Raw genomic sequence first — 19,023 nt, 5'->3', positions numbered from 1 at the left:
TTACCCCCGTCTCAAGTTTTTTGCAGATTAGGAAAGGCCTGAACCTTAGCGAACTGCTCTGACTCATCTTTGCCGTTGATTGTCAGATCAAGGAATTGCACCTTCCCGTAGCCTCGCGAACCGGAACCGCCCAGACTGTCGAGTTCGATGAGCTTCAACCCCTGCAGGACAATTTTCAGAAGTGATGGGTCGTCACCATCGATTTCTTTCAAGGACAAGCGAAAGTCAAATTTTGCACCAGCCGGGACCCGTTCAGTATTTCGTGGATGTTGCGCTACACCGGAAATGCGGTTAATAACATTTTCACTTTTCACTTCGGTGAGCAGCTGGTTGTTGTCGCGTACTTCTTGTTCCCAGGTCTTTTCCAGCGGGCAATCCCAGAAAGACAGACGGGTTGGCCCCAGTTTCGCCACCAGTTCTTTGTTGTCCTGCACATCACCGCCCCCGATACCGAACAGTTGCAGAATATGTTTGATTTCCGTTTGCCTTGAGGTGTCCGTTTCACTGGTGTACTCTTTCGCACCAAGCGGTTTTTCCTTGACTGCACCGCTGCGCCATTCCAGCAGACTGCGCATTTTGCCTTTCAAGCTGGATCCGGGTATATAGGGTGCACCAGTCAACGGATGTTTGATAACGGTGTTATCGACGCCGCCGATGTGCATTTCCGAGTCGCCAGCCCCAATGCGCAGGCCAGTGACGAGTTCCAGAGTTGCTGCTATCCTAATGATGTTGTTAAGTTGCGCCATGGTTATTTTTCCTCCGCTTTGTAAAAACCCATGAAGGCTTCGATGAAGAGTTTTGCCTGTTTCAGTGTTTCTGGACTATTGACGGCACGGATAACGTGACTGAAAAGTTTTTCAAAGCCTTCACTGACATGATCACGCCCCCTGGCATAAGAAACTTTAGCACAGAGCATTTTAATATAAGGGGCCAGTTCTTTATACGTCACCACACGGTCTACGCCGTGCGCAAAGACCTTGTCATGCCACATGACGAGTTCATCAAAAAATTTTCGTAGCTGTGAAGACTTGTTCCTCCTGCCTCCGCCTTCAATTGCAATGATTTTGGCTTTGGCCTGGGCAATATCTGCAAAAAGATTAGAATCAATGTTTTCACCAAAATAGATGCCATCAACTATCGAATTATTTTGGTTGTAACTGCTGTTTTGTTGGCCTTGATTGCCATGGGAACGGCTCTGACTCTGTCTTCGCATTGATGTCTGGCTCATGTTTTGCCTCCTTGTCGTTTGCTGTAAAAATAGTTGAAAAGCGGAATGCGGAATTGTCTTTTCAAGGTTCCGATGTTTTTACCAAAAATTTCAGTTAACTCTATCTGCACACCTTCTCGTTCGTTTTTATCTAGCTTATCAACAACATAGCGTTTAGTGCGATAGGCGAATCGACTGTGCCACATAACGGATTCGATGTTGTTGCTATCGGCGGCCAAATCAATCAAGTGAAAAAGTCCATAAATATAACTGGTCGAGAGTCTGTATCTGGCAGCGCATAGTTGCACATCCGCTTCCAAAGAGGCGAGTCGATCCCAGTCAGGCCAAGGTACTATTTCGCCATATAGGCTGATCGCGTTCTTTTGTTTTCGTTCGTCCGTTTCGTACCCCTTGGCATTCTCCAGAGCCTCTTCCGCCAATACAGCCAGGGAATGGATGGGGTGTTTGGGCTTGGTCATGACCATGCCTGCGGAAAAATGAATCTCCGGGTTCTCAGCTACATACCACTTGAATTGCCTCGCCATGTCGGCAACAAGTTTTTGTGTACTGTACCAGGGACCAATCAGGAAAAAGTCGTCACCCCCTGCAAAAACGGTGTATACATTTGGGTAGTTTTTCTTACAAAATGCTGGTAGCCAGACAGTAAAAAAAGCGTTCATCTGGCGGGAGAGTGCCGCCATTTTAGCAAAGGTGCTCTTCCCTCCCATGCCGTGCTGAAAAATCATGCCAAGATTATCGACATCGCCTTTCACTGTGGTAAGCGCTACCTGGCCGAGCCATTGACCTTTTTCTTCCTTATCTGATCGGTCTTCACAGGCAATATGAGAAAAAGTTTTGGGGTTGGCCGGACGGCAGTCATCGTCCTTCTCAAGACCCTGATACTTTTCGCTCGTCAGTTGGTCATGGGCCGTAAAAATAGGCACATAGGCATTGATATAGCGGCGGGCATAACCATGCCAAAGAGTATCTGAAAAACTATCAGGCAGACTGAAATCCCAGCAGCGCAGTAAACCGCCGGATTGTGCGAGTTGCCCGAACCGGCCGGTGATTTCCTCCTCTTGGGTGAAGCCGACGCGGTAGCCAAACACGACAGTCTCCAATGTTTTGACACTGCCTTGACGGAGATCGGCGTCATTTCTGGTGACAAGCAACCTGTCTCTGTTTACAAGGGCTGTGCCGATTTCGATCTGGTCGCGGGAGAGCGACGAAGACCCTTTATTTCCTTGTTCCAACTTGTCTGCGGGCAGGCGATTGTTATACTGGCAAATACCCTGTTCATAGTTGACATCGAAAACAGTTGGCGTATCGCCGGTGAGTTCAAAACGTCGGAGCTTTTCATGCTCAAGATCGATAAAAAGGGTCTTCAGCAGATTTTCAAAACGGCCAGTCAGAAAATCGTTACAACAGGCGGTGTTCCAAACCAAACCCAGGCCCGCCAGTCCGTAGGTATGTTTCAAAAACCAATCGTTAATGTCCTTGCGCACAGCAGCGAGTTTTGTACGTATATCGATGGTGTTAGGTGCAACAATCTGAAATTTTCCCGCTGCGTTGATAATTTGTGAAGTTGACGGTAATTCGAGCACCTCCAAAATTCTTAGTGCCGCCAATTCCGAAAAAAGAGAGACCATAAATGAGCGTCCGCGCAGGAGTTTGGCAGCTTTTTTATTGGTTTCGGCTCCGTCTGCAAAAATGAAATCCTGGATGCCGAAAAAATCACCCTGGACCAGCAGAAACTTTTCCTCGTCCCAATCAGCCCGATCTTTATGCCGGCGGATGGCATCCTCTGTCGTCAGATTTCCCTGAGCCTCATGCCACCGCCAGAGTGCCACCGCAAAAGCGGCCGTTGCCTTACTGTGGTCGTAGAGCGATACCTCCGGCCGTATCCCAAAGGCGGTAGCCGATGGAATGGCGTGCGTGTAGCTTTGCCAGAGCGTATCGAAGTGATCAAGCCACAAGGGCCAGGATGTACGGTGTGATGCGGGAATTTTCTGCAAAGCGTCAACAAATTCCTGCCACAATTGCTGATATTCCGCTTGAGCCGAACCATTGTCTGTTGGTTCATAGCCGTCTCGGCAAAGTGGGAACATATTATCTGGTGTCAATGGCTTCAGCCTATAGCACCATTTGAACGTACAGGTATCTTGCCGTTCCAGGCGTACCTGCTCAAACAAGGTCAACAACCGTGCCTGATAGTGGTTACGCCCACTTTTACTCGCAGTATTGGTGCGGTCTTCGCACTTGTTGTATTTCTCATATTCTTCGCGCTCAAAACCTGAAGCAACTCGATCAGCAGTGGCGATAATCCATTGCAGCAAGGTCTCCGGCCGGTGGTGCATGGCGGCGGCATTGATAACGGAATCAGTGATGTCGCCCTCTCTATTACGACTGGCAAAGGGGGCTGTTTCACCATCAATCAGGTCCGGCGCGCTTTTCTCGATTACATCCAGATACAGCGCCGTATACGCGGCGTGTTTGTGGCTGTGATATTTTCCCTGCTCATGCCACCTGCAGTAATTAGTGATATGAGCATCAAGAGTCTTGCCCTCAACATTCGGGGCGGCACGCTCGGCAAATTTACCCAGGTCGTGGGTAAGCGCCGCGAAAGCGACGCGACAGGACGCGCCAAGCTGACCGGTGTTCGATATGTTTTCCATTCGTTATCCTCCTTGGTCCGCGTTACTCGCAGACTATTGCGTTTACGCTTTCATCTTTTTCGTATTGAGATCCTTTCATCCGGTGTGTGCCTGCCCGTTGGTTACCGATGATGGCCTTGGACATTCATGGCCACCTTGTGGCATGGTTGAACGGTTCAATTTCAATGCTTCCCAGGCCAAATAACGTTTGTTTCCCGACATGCACTCGCTGTGCATATTGCAAGAGCGGAACAAATTCGCCGAGTTCGCCTTCGTAAAGAGCCGTGCCCGTCAGACCGCTCAGGGAAACTTTTTGTTGCTGACGATTGCTATAACGGCGCAATTCGCGCCATCGCAAGGAGGATTCCTTGACTTCGACTCCTTTCGCTCGGTGGACAAGGCCGCGGTAATCAAGATCCGGTTCGCCTCTATTATCCAGTCCATAGGCGATTTCCAAAGCAGATATCCTTCTCAACGCAGTACGAACGAGGACATGAAAAGGAAGCTCCCTCAACAGTTTGTTCTCCTGTTTCAACCGTAACGGGGTACGCAGATGGATACGAAGTTGACCAACATCCTCCGCGGTTGATTGCAGGACAAGAGACTCGGCCACGGTCGTATTGTCCAGTTGCCCAGTCGCGTCGTCAAAAACAGTGACGTCATTGCTTGTCACTTTTTCCAGGGTAAAACGTCCCAATCCATGTTTTGCTCCAACACCGATACCTGTTTCGCCCATCATTTTAACACTGTAAACGATATGAGGCTGAAATTCGCTGGTATGGCCAATGATCAACAAGGAGAAATCCCAGCTTTCGCCTTTCTTGCTCAAACCCGTGCGTTGTGGTCTTGGTTGAAAAACCAGTGGATGCGGTCGAGCATTGACCGGACCACGAACTTCATTGTCATTGTACTGCTCCGTTGCGAACAACAAGGAATAGGCACAGGTCGAGTTCAATACGCAGGTTAAACATTTTTGCTGCTTCAACATGCAGGTGCAGCGTTTCAAGGCCCATCCAAAGGCACCGCGCAAGGTCGAACCAGGATAATCAGGCAATCTGCCATCAGTGGTCCAGCGACAATGAAAAGTGAGTTGTTGAATGAGGATTGTCATGTTGTCTTCCTTTTTATCACTGACTTGACAGATTGCCATGCCTTGCGCAAATTCGACCCATCTCTTCGACAAACCCCAATAAATTTTTCTGGAGAGTCTTTGGTTTACTTGGTTTATCATTATGACCGGCATGGTTGAGATCATTGCGGGTATCACTCAGATTCCTTAAATTATCCACCAGATCTTGCTGAGGCTTCAACCAGGAGATCATCTTCCGGGTTTTCAACTTTTCATCCCTTGCGGGTGGCAACCATTCCGATTCCGGTATATTTTTTTTGATGATAGTAACGCACTGATTGACGAGATCTCTGTCTCCTTGGTTTCGTCCATCCAGGCCGAGAACCTTGTTAACCACAAACGTGGTCAATGTTTCCTGGAGAATCGTATATCCCTGCTGATACAATTGATGATCCAGACACCAACGAACTGCTGCCAGGCCATCAGCGACCTCTTCCCCTGGGAAAGCGGCAAGGCTGGTCTCCAGTTTATGAAGCAGTGGTTTAAGGGGCTTGAGGATGTTTAAATCTTCAATTTGTTGTAAAGAGTTCTTCACTGCCGCCACATTGGCCGATATCTCCAGGCCGCGGCATGTGGCGAGGCCGACAGAGAATGCATTGAGATGCTGACCAAGCTTCTTGATAGTGAAGGCATCAGTATTCTGCCCCTTGGTTGCCTTTCTGAGAGGGCGCATATCCATGTCGGCCAAGTGTTCGATCATGGCCGCATCACCAGTGGCGGTAAATCTATCCAGGGCAATCACCCAATCCTGAAGGCGGTCAAAAGGTAAGAGATCGAATACTGGAACTTCACGGTCCTCAATGTCCATCCTTCGTATTTTCTCCAGATTGCCCAATGCTTCCATTGCTCCATAGGAAATGGCGCGTACCGTGATGGAACGCATTGCTTTCGCGTAGCTGAGAATCACCATAGCCAGCATCGGCAAGGAGCGAAAGGCATGGGTGATATCGAGATAAAGGTTATCTTTTTCGTTCAGGAGCGAAAAAACCTGCTCGAAAATCTGCCAAATTTGGTCTTCTGATTTACCGGCTGGAATTTTTACTACCTCAAAAGGAACATTGAGATTGAGCGCTTTCAACCTGGTTTGGAGTCCTTGCCTGGTTTGAATATTGCCATCTCTGTCCTTATGCCCATTGTCCAGCCAATTTTTTTCGTACGATTCATCGGTCACACAAATATAAATCCGGTCATCAGCGAGCCATGGACCACACCAGCGGGCTATGCAGGCTTCCTGGACAAAACGGACGCCTTGAACCGGTTCGTATCCATTGATCTGGTAAGTACAGGGAAGGTAATCGTTGGTCCCTAGAAAACTGACAAAAATTTTGCGCATGCTGTCACTCCTTCGGCCTGGTTCATTGTTTAAGTTTTCTGAAAAAATGTATCGATGCACCCCTTCACTCCCCATACCGCCGAAACCGAACATGCGCAAAGGTGTGCTCGAGCTTAATCCGACCATCGGCGAGTCGTTCCTCCCGGGCGTGGCGCTCGGTGGTGGCATAGACCGGGATATACCCCTGTTCCAGGGCAAAACGAACCAGGAGGTAGCAGGCCCCGAATTCTCCCTGCACCAGGATAAAATCACCGGGTTGGGCATGTTCCCGCAGCCAGGCCAAAATGGGCTGCAGCCAGGGGCGCAGGCTGGCCTCGGTGGGCGGGATGTTGGCCCAGCGGCGGCTGAGTTCCAGGGGTGGTTCGACAATGCTGGTAACCCCCAACTCGGTGCGGGCATTGTTCTGCTGATCGAGGGTGATGGTGTGGTTGAAAAAAAGAAACAATCGATGCATGCGGTAGCTCTACTCTGTTTGTTGGTGCCTTGGTCATTTCCGTCGGCGCTGCAGGCCGCGGGACGTGTTGTCTGTTGATATGTACGGGCACAAATGGATTTTTTTTCCCTGGTCCTTTTTTTTTTCTGTTTTTTTTCACCGGTAGCTGAAGGGAAAATAGCGGCCACGGTGGCGCTGGACTTCGGCCAGCACCTCGTCCGGGCCGGAGGCCTGGAGAAGCGGACGAAAATGCTGCTGATTGAGCTGGGGACTGTTGGCGATCATCTCCAGGGTGCGGCTGCAGATGGCGGTGTGTTCCGCTTCGATCAGACCGTGGTGATGGAGAATGGCCAATGGCAAGAGCGCCATGGCCTGCATGGTTTCCCCACCCTGTAGACAGGCTCTCAGGGCACGGGCCAGCAGTTGGCGGGCCAGGGCCGGAGCGCCGAGTGTCAGGGCCAGGCGGCCGAGATTGCAGGTGGTCAGCTGCCAGGGATGATGCAGTGCCGCCGGGATGGCGTTGACGATTTCCTGCAGATCGACCACTGTCGGCGCAGGCGCACCCGGGCCAACAGTTTCGGCCAACAGTCTGCAGGCCACCGCGGTCTGGAATGGGGTGTGCTCGCTGGGCTGCTGATTGATCTGGCACAGGGTTGTGATCAGGTGCCGCGGGTGGCCGGCTGCTGCGGTCAGGCCGAGGTATTGATCGAGCAGGTCGCTGGCTTCGCCATACAGTTCCGCGTCCAGGAGGCCGTAGATCCGGTAGGCGAACAGGCGCAGGCGATCGCGGTGATGTTTTCTACCAAAGGCCACGGCAGCTTTCTCCACCGATTCCTCGAGATGCTGCCGCCATTGCGGGCCACAGAACCCATAATTCTGGGCCATGGTCCCGTACAGGGCGCCCAGTGGGCGGGAATTTCTGGTGGCCCCGGGATGGGTCTTCTCCTCCATGGCCAAAGCTCTATGGAAATCTTCGGGCAACTCGGGGCGGAAGTCATAGCGATTAAAACGGGTGGCGATCAGGCCATGGTTAGCACTTTCGACAAATTCCTCTTCGGTCAACCTGGGGTGGAGTGTGTCGGCAAGCTTGATCCAGACCCTGGTGGCGGCAACGGCACCGCGACGGTTGGCCGAGGTTATTCGGGCCACACACCACTGATGTGCGTGAAACCCTTCATCTCCGCCAGCCTGGTGTGCGATGGCGAGGATTTCCTCCGGCGTGAAAAGATCGGCAAGCATAGCGGACCGCTGCGGGTCGTCACGGCAGCCGGCCAGACATATGCTCAGCTTATGGAGAAAAATATGTCGCTGGGTCGCGATCCTGGAGAGGACAGAGCGGCCTTCCCGGCTGGTCAGCAACGGTAAGGGCAGGATGTGGAACTGCTCGAGAAACAGTTGTGGATTGCCGAGGCAGACTCGATACCAGTTGATTGCCTGAGGATCAAGCCTGTCTTGCAGACAGCTGAGCACAAAAAAAGCCTGGTCCAGGTCGGCACAGCGCAACACCTTGGTTTCCTGAAGACCATTGATCAAGCCATTTTCCGGGAGGATCAATGCGTGCATGCGCTTATGGACGTGGAGATATTTCACGGTTTCCCCGTCAATGGCCTGCAGGTCGCCGTCGGCGGTCAGCCCGCCGCTGGCAAAGACCAACTCCGGCCATGGGCTTTGCCGGTCAAGCAGCAGCATACCCAGGGCAAAGGGCAGCGCCAGGGAGCCGCCGGTGACCGGCGGGTCATCGGGATGCTGCACGGCCATGACCAGGTACTCCCCTCCTGTGTGGCCACAGCAGCGGCGCACCGCCTCCAGAGCAGTCTGCATGGCAACACGACTGCTCCGCTCCGGAATGGGGTGTCCGCTCAGTATAAGCCCCCCCTCTTCCCCTGGTAATGATCCCAGCAGAAACCAGGTGATGGAGCTGGTCGACTCCTGGCAGGTCAGGATCGGCAGGCAGAGCCAATGCCCCCGGTACAGGGTGGCGGGTGCATGCTCTGGAAATAAGGCCTGAATTGCCGCATGCGGCAGCTGGTCTGGCTGTGATTTGTGGGGCGACGGCAAGGCCAGTGCGGTGAGCAGATGCCGATAGAACAGATCGGCAAGGCCCTTTTGGTGGGCCGTGGCAAGAAGGTGGGCCAGGAATGGTTCTGGAGGGAGAGCGACCGGACAGGGGGCGCGGAGACGGCGGGCGGCAATCAGCGGGGTTCGGTGCAGGAGCACCGCCAGTTCCTGCCAGTGAGCCGTTGCCGGAAGACTCATTCCCGGCGCTCCCGAAGGATGCGCACGATCAGCGTGCCGGGCTGGTCGGCCTGGTGCGGTTTCAGCGGAAATGCGGCCCAGAAGAGCCGCTCCTCACAGCCCGATTGACCAGGGAGGGGGGGGATCAACTCGGTGCCGGACTGCCAACGGACAATCCAGGCCTGGACCTCCGTGCTGCTGCAATCGGCCAAACCGGTGACTGTGAGCACCCCGTCGGCATAATCCCGTGAGGTCAGGGTAAGTGTCTCGACGGTGGCGGCGACGAGCCTGCCCTGCTCAACCGTGAAAACCAGGGCTTGGATGGTTGCCGCATCGGCCGCGGCCAGGGGCAGGAGTCGTTCATCGGCACATGTTACGGCCAACAGATCATCCATGCCGGTGACGGAGGTGGCGTCGGTGATCATTTTGAGCGGCAATTGCAGCAAATCCGGAAGCAGTTCCCGGTGATCGGTATACCTGAGCAGGGTTGCGCTCTGACCGGTGTGGACCATCATCAGCCGTCTGCTTGCCTGTTGGGCAAAATAATACCCGGTTTCCACCTCCATTTGCCGGAAAAAACACAGCAAGGATCCGGGCTGCAGGGGCAGTTCCCCTTGTTTTCGTTGCTCCAGGAGGGTGACGACAAGGTCGGCGTCGACCTTGCCAAGCCGCGGACCGACATCGTCGCGCATCAGGGTGTAGCAGTTCCACGGCTGAGCAAAGCCGCCGGGGTCGGGAGGAAGCACAATGTCATCAGCGCCGGCCAGGCTCAGGTCACCATAGATCTGGGCAACGAAGAGCGAATGCTCATCGGGGCAGGAAAGAATCAACACCGCGGGCGGATTATAGTATCTCGATTTGGGGCCCCATCCGGCAAGTCGGGAATGGAGGAAATATATATGGCCCGGCAACGGGGTGGTGGGCGCAATTGATTCCAGGGGCTGGTCCATGGGTAAAGGGCACGGCGGGAGTTCCAGGGTGTCGCGGCACCAGGGACAGATTTCGAGATGATCGCGTAATCGCTGATCAGCAGGCCTGATCAGCATGTGCTCAGGTGGACAGCAGCGCAGACGCCAGGCCTGCTTCCAGGCTGGAGAACCGGCATAGTCGGGGTTCATAAATTCCATTGCAGCCAGGTGTAAGTAGAGGAAAAAGGATGTTGGCTTTGTTTATTCATACGATCAATTTCCGCTGTTTTTGCACAGCCTCTTCATTTCATCGATAAAGACTTCGGCCACCTCCCGGGGCAATTCAGTCAAAGGCGGGCCGGGCCAGGTGGCGGTGAACCGTTGCAGAGATCTGGTGGCTTGCTGATACAGGCTGTAGGACCGATTATGATCGGCGAAACCAAGGTGTTCGCTGATCTCGCGGAAGGTCATGGCAGGCAGATCGGCCAGGCGGAGGGCAAAAACCTGTTGTTGTTCCGCAGGCCAGGTGGCAACCAGTTGCGCTGCCAGAGCGGTGATGGTGCGCAGGTCGTCGTGACGCTGGATCTGTTGTTCCGGGGTGCCATGGGGATCGGCCAGGCGGTCGGTCAGGTCGGCCTCATCACTACTCTGCGGTTGGGGATTGTTCAGCCATGGGTGGTGCGCGGCCAGATAGCGGCACAACTCGCGAATCGGCATGGCTATCGGGGTGCCGATCCGTTGCCCAGCCTCGATCCAGAAAAATTCTGCGGTGGCAGCAAGCCATTGGCCGGAAAAAAGATACTTCTCAGGAGACTGCCCAGCCAGGGGCGGCGGAGGCGGCCAGTCAGAATAGTGCAGGATTTCATGATGGTTGGTGGCCGCTTCGATATCCCCTGCCCCAGGATCAGCCACCGGATGATAGCACAACAGCCCCTGGGCATTGGTGGTCATCGTATAGTGAGGGGCGCTGTTGAGGAGTTCCCGCAAACGACGATACAGGTAACCGCGGGGGTTGGCCTGTTTGCTTCGTGCCTGATCCTGTTGGCGCCAGAGATACCGGTTCCAAGCCAGCTCCAGCACCCGACGATACGCCCCTGTAAGGAAAAGCCGGCTGATTTCCGGGTTTCGCGTTGCACTTGTCAGCCAGATGTCGAGCAGAAACAGCAGAAAATCATGACTCAGGTCCTGCAGCATGTCCTGCCGCTGGTCGACTACCCGCTCGGCCCAGGCAGATTGCCCGGCACCAGCACCGCTCGCAACCAGGCGGCCACGCCGGGCCATGATGGAGACAAACTGGGTGAGATACCCGTATCCAGCGGCGGTTTTCAGCCAGGCGCGAAAAGCGTTGGTCTGGTTCGTCACTGTCATGGGTGGTTTTCCCGGTGGTCCTGAAGACAGTGCAGCGGAACCCTGCCAAAAAAACGTAACCCTTTGCACAGTCGATGGTCCAGGGGGAGAGCAAACTGGTACTGCTCCATCAGAAAGGAATCACGGTTCATGATTTGGTCTTTCATCTCCATCTTGCAGCCTTCAGCGATGAAACGATACCGTTTACGATTGCCCTGTGAAGAACAGGGGCAGGCCAGGTGGCCGGCAGTCCCGGTACGGAGAATAAAGATGGGGTGCGTTGTATTGTCTTTACGAAAAGTTGCCGGAAACAGCCCTGTCTGCGCCTTGAGTTCGGTATCAGCGGCGCCGGTGAAAAACATCCGCTCCTGCCATTGTCCGGGCGGTAGCCGACGGATCGCGTTGCCCAGTATGCTCAGATCCGGTTGCCGCAGGTGGTGGATCAGCTCAGCGGTGGGGTTGGTTTGTTCAGCAGCCATGCACCCTCAGTCGTTTTTTTACCATTGTACCCGGTATTATCCTGATTATTAAACCTTTTCAGGAAAATAGATCACCATTGACAATGGTCATAGCCCTGAAGGCCTTCGGAGACAAGCATTTTCGTGATAAAAAATTTTTGAGTCCATAGGCAGACAAAAAAAGGGGAAGATTCATTGTATAGTAAAGAATCTGTCCCCTTTTTTTGTCTGCCTATTTCTATATAAGGCTCTTTATGTCCATCCCTCTCAAGTGATGTACTCCGCGGCCTGAGCAAGCAGGTTATCTGTAGAGGGTTTTGATGTTGGCCTGGCGAATATTTTGAAGCGGGATAAGTGCGGGAACCTCAATACGCAATATTTCTTTCCAGGCCCATGGTACTTTTTGATTTCAGCCGTGATATTCCCCCAACCAACTGAGGTTTTTCTTGTCTCCGGAGCAAGAGCATCCCGTTGCTCCAGGATACGTGTTATATCGGCAAAGGTTTCGTTGTTGATACAAATAATCAACCGGGGGTCAATCACCGTAACTATCTTACTCCATAACGCAAACGCCAGTTGCCTGGAAGCCTCTTTCTGGTGGAGTTGCTGATAATTCGGTGACCTGAAGGGAAGATAATAGGCGAAAATGGAATGAGTCAATAACTCCTTCCCTGTTGATTTTTCAGGAAGAAATGTGGCCAAATCGTTAAAAAGTACCTGAATCTGTTTTTGCAAGGGAGCCTGGCCTGGAGCATTATGCCCCCATTTTTCAGCAAGAATAGCATGATACTCCTCGCAGCTTTCAGATGGATGGTCGAGTGGAATAGTGCTGCCACCGGGATTCAAAGAGAGAAACAGGATTTTTGTTGATGGCCGCAGAGTCTCTTTGGGGCCAAGCAGAAATCTATACCCCAACTGATGATCCATCTGCGTATAACCCTCGGCTATGGTTGCGCATGCCCAATCAAATATGCTGTCTTTTTTCATTGTCCTTCCCCTTGTTTTTATCAATCTTTTTCAAAGAAATTCTCCTGTCATCCGGCGTTATACGTCATGGTTGCTGCCAATCTGCACAAAAGCTTCCTGTTTGATAGTGTATCGCGCAGGGTGACGGGAGGCCAGACGAATCTACTCAATCCTGGGACATCCAGCCTTGATATAAAAGACTCTGTCCTCTTTTGAGAGCTCCGTACCTTTGCAGGTAGTTACGGACAAAAAATTATTTTTTTGAAAAAAAGAAAGCTTCTGAAGGGGTCAAATCTACCTTTGGCTCTTAGTCTCTTTTATTTTGATCACAGCAAGAGGTTCTCTCACCTTCAAACCGAGCTATAGTCAAGCCTGGTGTTCGAAGAATCATTCTCAGGCGTTGGCTAACCTGTCGGTTCCGCTTCCTTCTACCGGATCAACCTTTTCACCGTCTTTGAATTGAACACCGCGTATTACTTCGGCTGGCAGCCTGTACCCTCTCAAGCGTCGCCATTTCTTCTGCGCACTCTGACCGAGCTTATAAACCATAGACAAAATGCTATGTCTTGTAACGCAGCCCCCTGTTTTTGCGGCTCTCAAACGCACCGTGGCAAATGTCGATTCTATTGGGTTGGCTGTCCGTATATGCTGCCAGTGAGTGGCTGGGAAATCATAAAACGCAAGCATTTCCTCCTTGTCCTTCTTCAGGCATTCCATTGCCTTCGGGTATTTCGCCGAAAACGTTGCGAGAGCCACATCAAAGGCCTGATATGCATCTTCCCTCGTTGGAGCCATCCATATTTCATGCAATGCCTGTTTGACTTTGGGCTGCTGCTCGCTCTCCTGTTCCATATCTTCATAGAGAATGTGATCAAGGGCCTCATCCTCATCGAGAAGAGGAGTCTGTTCTTCGATGACCTTGCAGGCGCCGTTATGAACGGTGCTGTATTGCCAGGGGGATTCCATCCGTACAATCAATCCTCGCCATGGGGTGGTTGCGCGGCAAAAATTGTCAGCATCAGCTCAGAATCATCAAGGAGCCTGTACTCCGGTTTTCTTCCCGAGAGCTTCTCACTTTCGGTGATGATGATCGGTACCCCCTCGCCACGCTTGTCCATGATGAAATTACGCTGGCTGCCGATTGCGTTTACATTCATAGGGCAACGGGCCAGCAAGGAAGTGATCAATTCGTTCCGGGCCGATTGCCGTTCCGAAATGCTCTCAATGGTCATGCTGTTGGGGATCGCACCGGGTGAGAAGATTTCCAGCCGATCAGAAAACAGGTGCAGGCGAATCTTGGAGCCGTAAATGGAGTAATCCCGATGGGCGACAGCGTTGACTACCGCCTCGAACACCGCGTTCATGGAGAACTGGGGGGTTTCAATCCGATTGGGCGCTTTGATGGCAAAAACCCGCATGTTTCGCTCCACAAACTTGCAGGCGTCCCGAATCTGAACATCCAGCGGACCAGTGATGTCCTTGGCGTCCAGTTGATAGGCGGCGTTGCGCTCTGTTCCTCGATAACAAACAGCCTGAATGAAAGCACTGGACATGAAAGACTCCGGTGCATCCGATGCCATCAAAATACCGCTGACTGTCGCCCGCATGGCGCCGTCTTCGTCCTTGGCGATCAGCTTCATCTTTTCAAGAAATTCCTGATCCGCTTTGGAGGAGATAACCGTCCGGAATTGATTCCATAGCTTGGGATTCAGATCATTGACAGATGTGCCCGGAACAGTCTGTTCATCGAAGCGAATGAGTCGCGCCTGACTGCGTTGCTGGAATAACCGCGCCAAAACATCCGGTCTCATCTCACGCTTGGAACTCCCGAGCCGGCGGAAATAGCCATTAGGGCTTTTATGGACAAAAAGACTGCGGGGCACGTCGATTCGCAGGATAGTTTTCTCACCACCTTGTTGATCGGGCACGATGAGTTTGCGTATGACACAATCCAAGGGAGGATCAATCGAGTCGTTGCAGATAGAACGTAGCCAGCCTTCAACTATGTCAAGTTTCTCCGGCGGTATCCCTCGAATCTCCTTGGTCTTGTCATCAACCCCCAGGACAATGATGCCGGAGGCCGTATTCGCCATGGCCGCCAGTTCGTCTGCCATGCCATCCTTGTGTGGACCGATAACTTTGTTGCCACTGAACTCCACTTCCTTGAGTTCAAGAACAGAGTCTTCGCCCAGCGCGATTTGTTTAAGCAGATCGGAAATATTATCGTACATAGTCAGTTCTCCTTGCCTGCTAAGAAGAACCACGAATGAACACCAATAGACACTAATGTTTTTCCATCCGGTTCCAATTTGTGTGTATTCGTGTCCATTCGTGGTTCACTCTCCCATACGGGTTACTGCCTGGTCGTACCACATGAGCAGCTTGGGATCTTTTTCCAGGACGTTGTTGGGGATCTTGTCGGCCACGGCGACGATGACGGCGTACTCGCGTTCCTGCCAGGCTTTCTTGAAACCGGCGCGGACAGCTTCCAAGCGGAAGACATTGAGCTTCTTTATGACCTCTTTATTTACCTCGAACTTCTTGAGCAGCGCCTTCTCGCGCAGTTTATCCAGATCGCCAGTCTTGTTGGGATCGGGGACGTAACAGCGTTCGCGGGCCTTGGCGACCAGAGTCGGGTCATCGGCTTTGGTGTTAGAGAACTCGACCGTCATCCACCTGCCTGGATTCAAGACGCGATAGGCCTCCCGAAATGCCTGTGTCAGTAATCATGCATAAAACGGTGAGGGAATGGTCGGGTAGACCCGGTAGATGTGATGAAATACCTCGTCCGTCTTGGCCTGCACATCCTCTTCCGTATAAAAAACCTCCGGCAGGCCGGTGGTGTCGCTGTACAGGAAATTATGTATTTCAACCATGACCGTGTCGCGGGTGGTTTCACGGTCACGCCAATGATCGATTTCCGAAATTTTCCTTTTCAGGGTCTCCAGCAACTCCACCGCCACCTGCTTGATCCGCTTAATCTCCTTGGCAGACAAGTCCGGCTTCCTTAACAGGTCGAAAATGGCCAACGATTCCTCATCCAGCCCCTCCCGGACCGCCCGTCGTTCCTCCTCATCCAGGCCCTGCTCAAAGCGGAACAGGGCCTCAAAGGTCTGCTCGATAGTTACCCGGTCTTTTTCCCGGTTGTATTCCGCCACGATTTGTTCGTAATGCAGCTGCAAGTCGGTTCGCAGCGGGTTGCGCTCCATCAGCCGCCGCAGCCGGGCTTCTACGACTTGCTTGAGATTCTGCACTGCGGTCCGCTTGTTTTTGCTCCGCTCAAATTCTTTTCGCAGCCGGTCGAAATCGATCCGGCTGATGTCGTAGGTGGTCTCCGGCCCAGGCTCACCGATAGTCAGCCCCGACTTCACTTCAATCGCCTCATCCACAATCGCATGCAACTGGCGGATGATATCACTGATGTCGGCCTGGTCGCGGTCCTGCTGCAGGCTCTTATAGATAATATTGACCGCGTCCCGGTCAGCCCGGTGGGTGTTCACCCCTTCCACGTTGATACAGGCCTTGAACTTCTTGAACACCTCCCGGCACATCACCTCAAACCGCTTGCGGGTCTCGTCGTTTTCGTTGGCCGCTTCTTTGCAGGCGATAATGGCCCCATTCCTTTCAAAGCCGGTCTTCTGGATAACGTCATCCAGCGAGGCCTCCCGGTCTTCGAGAAATGCCCGCACCATCAAGATGGCTTCGGCCAGGTCAGCCAGCAACTCATCATCCGGCCGGGCCGGGTCAATCTCACCACCTTCACCTTCAGGCTTGGTTCCGGCAAAGGTAGCCAATGCCTTGCGCAGGTGCTTGAGGATGCCGCAGTAGTCAACGATCAGGCCGTTGTTCTTGCCTTCACTTACCCGGTTGGCGCGGGCAATGGCCTGCATCAGGGTATGTGCCTTGAGCGGCTTGTCCAGATAGAGCGTAGCCAGGCTTGGCACGTCAAAGCCGGTCAGCCACATGGCACAGACGATGGCCACCCGCAACGGATGTTCGTCGGCCTTGAAAGCATCATCCAGGGCCATGGTCTGCAGGTTGCGGTATTCCGGTTTCTCCCGCATCGATTCCGGCAGGTCGATTCCTTCCTTCATCAGTTTCCGGTGCGGAATGATGTCCAGATCCCACCTGCGGAATTTGTCTACCTCTCCCTGCTCCTCACTCACCACCACGACCATTCTGGTCTCACGCATCCAATCCAGTTGCCGGTGGCGAAACAGTTCCTCCTGCTCGTCACCGATTCCAGCCAATTCCTTCGTAAGCTCATTGATCCGCTCCTGCCAGTAGAAATCGATCAACTTATGCATCCGCACACAGGTGACCTTGTCGATGCACACCAGCATTGCCTTGCCGGTCTCCCAGCCGGTCGAGTAATGGCGCACAAAGTCCCGCGCTACCTGGTCAAGCCGTTTGCCGGCGGTAATGATGTGGTAATCACGCTTCAGTTCCTTCTCCAGCCGTTGCTCCACATCGATACTCTCGGTTTCCAACTCCTCCAGCTTGGCGGCGATCCGTTCGTTCAAGTCCCCGATGGCCACGCCCAGTTTCTCGCCCCTGGCGTCATAGTAAAGCGGCACCGTGGCCTGGTCGCCCACCGCTCGCCCAAAGTCATAGGTCGAGACATATTCGCCGAAGACCCGGCGGGTAATCTCATCATCCTTGAACAGGGGCGTGCCGGTAAAGCCGATATAACTGGCATTGGGCAGGGCGTTACGCAGATTAAGCGCCAGAGTGCCGTACTGGGTGCGATGGGCCTCGTCGGTGATGACGATGATGTCGTCCCGGTCACTGTATGGCTGTTCCGGCTCCACCTTCAGATTGAATTTCTGGATCAGAGAAAAGATGTAGGCCTTGTGCTGCGTCAGCAGGGTGTTCAGATGACGGCCACTGGCGGCCCGACACGGCTCCTGGTCGCTCACCACGCCGCAGTTGGCAAAGGTCTTGTAGATCTGGGTATCGAGATCGTCCCGGTCGGTCAGAACCAGAAAGGTGAAATTGCCGCCCAGCTTGCGGTGTACCTTGCGGGTGAACATCACCATCGAGTAGCTCTTGCCCGAGCCCTGGGTATGCCAGAAGACCCCCAGCTTGCCCAGTCGCGCCGTCCGGTCCCGGACCGAAGCAATGGCCCGGTTTACGCCCAGGAACTGATGGTTGCGGGCAATAATCTTTTTGGGTTCCCCGGCCGTCTCATCGAACAGGGTAAAATTTTCGACCAGGTCGAGGAAGTTGCGCTTCTCGCAGACGCCCTTGAGCAGCGTCTCCATGTCCACGGCTCCAGGCGCTTCCTCCTCCAACCGTTTCCATTGGTTGAAATGCTCCCATCGGCTGGTGATGGAACCAATCCTGGCCTTCACACCGTTGCCGAACATGACGATGGCGTTGTGGTGGAACAGGTGGGGAACGGTATCGCGGTAGTCGGAAAAGTTCTGCTCGAAGGCGGCTTTCAGATTCTTGTGGATATTCTTGCACTCGATGAACAGAAGGGGCAATCCGTTGACAAAACCGATGATATCCGCCCGCCGCCGGTAGAGATCCCCTTTCACCCACAACTCACGCACGCAAAGAAAATCATTGTTTTCCGGGGCCTCAAAATCAACTGCCCTCAGCCGTTGCCGGACCCGTTCGCCCCTGTCGTTGCGAAAGGCGACCAGTACCCCGTCGAGCAAGAGAGCGTACTTTTCGCGATTGGTTGCGGCCAGGGTCTGGGAGGCCATGGTGGCGGTGATCTGACGAATGGCATCGTCATAAGCGCCATCAGGCAAGCCGGGATTCAGGTCAGCCAGCTTGGTTCGCAAGATCCGGGTAAGCACCACCTCACGGTCCGAGGTTCTCCCCAAAAGGCTATCCGGCCCGAAGGCCTCGTTGTTATGGGCATACACCGACAGCCACCCGAGCTGCTGCTCCAGGTACTCGGCTGTGGTCTGCTGGACGAGGGTGTCTTCGGTAAATGATGAATGATGAGTTTTGAATGATGAAGTGCTGCTCATGACTCATTCCGGGTTTGAGCGGACTTGACGATGCTGGTCAGGATTCGAACCAGTTCATCAGCTTCTTGCAATAGTTCGCCAAGTTTTTCATCGGTAATGATCTCCGAAGAAACCAATAGCTTGAGCCAGTAATGGGTCTCCCTTGCCTCTTTGCGTGCAATCGACATTTTGGCGGTAAAGTCTGCCTTGCTTTGACCGGCTTGCGCTTCTTCGATATTGGCACCAACCGAAGTCCCCGAACGGAGGAGTTGAGATGCCAGGGTTCTGGAAACCCGATCCTGCTTTTCCAGAAATTGACAAAGGCGCACAATCCGCACTGCGAATTGAAAGCTGCGCTCCGTGATTTTCCATTCAACATTCATAATT

General features: G+C 53.3%; 15 protein-coding genes and 1 pseudogene. All 16 read right to left on the bottom strand.

Annotated elements, in window-relative coordinates; all coding sequences use genetic code 11:
* Window positions 1–11 precede the first annotated feature (11 nt).
* On the bottom strand, window positions 12–746 hold the full coding sequence (csm3, locus tag JWG43_RS04365; RefSeq protein WP_205241599.1) for a type III-A CRISPR-associated RAMP protein Csm3: 735 nt from the start codon (window positions 744–746) through the stop codon (window positions 12–14).
* Window positions 747–748: 2 nt separating this feature from the next.
* On the bottom strand, window positions 749–1,228 hold the full coding sequence (gene csm2, locus JWG43_RS04360; protein ID WP_205241598.1) for a type III-A CRISPR-associated protein Csm2: 480 nt from the start codon (window positions 1,226–1,228) through the stop codon (window positions 749–751).
* The gene (cas10, locus tag JWG43_RS04355; protein ID WP_205241597.1) at window positions 1,225–3,882 is read right to left on the bottom strand and encodes a type III-A CRISPR-associated protein Cas10/Csm1; all 2,658 of its coding nucleotides are present in this window, start codon (window positions 3,880–3,882) and stop codon (window positions 1,225–1,227) included. The genes csm2 and cas10 overlap by 4 nt, the downstream gene beginning before the upstream one ends.
* Before the next feature lie 124 nt (window positions 3,883–4,006).
* Window positions 4,007–4,972, bottom strand: a complete 966-nt coding sequence (cas6, locus tag JWG43_RS04350; protein WP_205241596.1) for a CRISPR system precrRNA processing endoribonuclease RAMP protein Cas6 — start codon at window positions 4,970–4,972, stop codon at window positions 4,007–4,009.
* 16 nt (window positions 4,973–4,988) lie between these two features.
* Window positions 4,989–6,323, bottom strand: coding sequence for a TIGR02221 family CRISPR-associated protein (csx2, locus tag JWG43_RS04345; protein ID WP_205241595.1), 1,335 nt, complete (start codon window positions 6,321–6,323; stop codon window positions 4,989–4,991).
* Between the two features lie 64 nt (window positions 6,324–6,387).
* Window positions 6,388–6,777, bottom strand: a complete 390-nt coding sequence (csx20, locus tag JWG43_RS04340; protein ID WP_205241594.1) for a CRISPR-associated protein Csx20 — start codon at window positions 6,775–6,777, stop codon at window positions 6,388–6,390.
* A 135-nt stretch (window positions 6,778–6,912) separates the two neighbouring features.
* Entirely contained in the window at window positions 6,913–9,012 is a 2,100-nt protein-coding gene (locus tag JWG43_RS04335) for a hypothetical protein (protein ID WP_205241593.1), read from the bottom strand.
* A complete protein-coding gene (locus JWG43_RS04330) occupies window positions 9,009–10,109 on the bottom strand; it encodes a hypothetical protein (protein ID WP_205241592.1) in 1,101 nt (366 codons plus the stop codon). Before JWG43_RS04330 ends, JWG43_RS04335 begins: the two co-directional genes overlap by 4 nt.
* Window positions 10,110–10,172: 63 nt before the next feature.
* Window positions 10,173–11,267 (bottom strand): sigma-70 RNA polymerase sigma factor region 4 domain-containing protein, encoded by a 1,095-nt coding sequence (locus tag JWG43_RS04325; RefSeq protein ID WP_205241591.1) that lies wholly within the window; start codon window positions 11,265–11,267, stop codon window positions 10,173–10,175.
* Complete coding sequence (locus JWG43_RS04320; protein WP_205241590.1) at window positions 11,264–11,725, bottom strand: hypothetical protein; 462 nt, start codon at window positions 11,723–11,725, stop codon at window positions 11,264–11,266. The genes JWG43_RS04325 and JWG43_RS04320 overlap by 4 nt, the downstream gene beginning before the upstream one ends.
* 246 nt (window positions 11,726–11,971) lie before the next feature.
* Window positions 11,972–12,691 carry a hypothetical protein gene (locus JWG43_RS04315; RefSeq protein WP_205241589.1) on the bottom strand — a complete coding sequence of 240 codons (720 nt, stop codon included), beginning with the start codon at window positions 12,689–12,691 and terminating at the stop codon, window positions 11,972–11,974.
* Between the two features lie 372 nt (window positions 12,692–13,063).
* Entirely contained in the window at window positions 13,064–13,636 is a 573-nt protein-coding gene (locus JWG43_RS04310) for a transposase (RefSeq protein WP_205241588.1), read from the bottom strand.
* An 8-nt stretch (window positions 13,637–13,644) separates the two neighbouring features.
* Window positions 13,645–14,901 (bottom strand): ATP-binding protein, encoded by a 1,257-nt coding sequence (locus JWG43_RS04305; RefSeq protein ID WP_205241587.1) that lies wholly within the window; start codon window positions 14,899–14,901, stop codon window positions 13,645–13,647.
* Window positions 14,902–15,006: 105 nt separating this feature from the next.
* A pseudogene (locus JWG43_RS04300) lies at window positions 15,007–15,318 on the bottom strand (DNA methyltransferase); the annotation flags it as partial.
* A gap of 78 nt (window positions 15,319–15,396) precedes the next feature.
* The gene (locus tag JWG43_RS04295; RefSeq protein WP_205241585.1) at window positions 15,397–18,657 is read right to left on the bottom strand and encodes a type I restriction endonuclease subunit R; all 3,261 of its coding nucleotides are present in this window, start codon (window positions 18,655–18,657) and stop codon (window positions 15,397–15,399) included.
* Window positions 18,654–19,019, bottom strand: a complete 366-nt coding sequence (locus JWG43_RS04290) for a four helix bundle protein (RefSeq protein ID WP_205241584.1) — start codon at window positions 19,017–19,019, stop codon at window positions 18,654–18,656. Before JWG43_RS04290 ends, JWG43_RS04295 begins: the two co-directional genes overlap by 4 nt.
* Window positions 19,020–19,023 lie beyond the last annotated feature (4 nt).

The organism is Desulfobulbus alkaliphilus (assembly GCF_016918545.1).
Classification (GTDB): domain Bacteria; phylum Desulfobacterota; class Desulfobulbia; order Desulfobulbales; family Desulfobulbaceae; genus Desulfobulbus; species Desulfobulbus alkaliphilus.
Note: the sequence above shows the minus strand (reverse complement) of the source record. Positions and strands in the feature narration are given on the sequence as shown.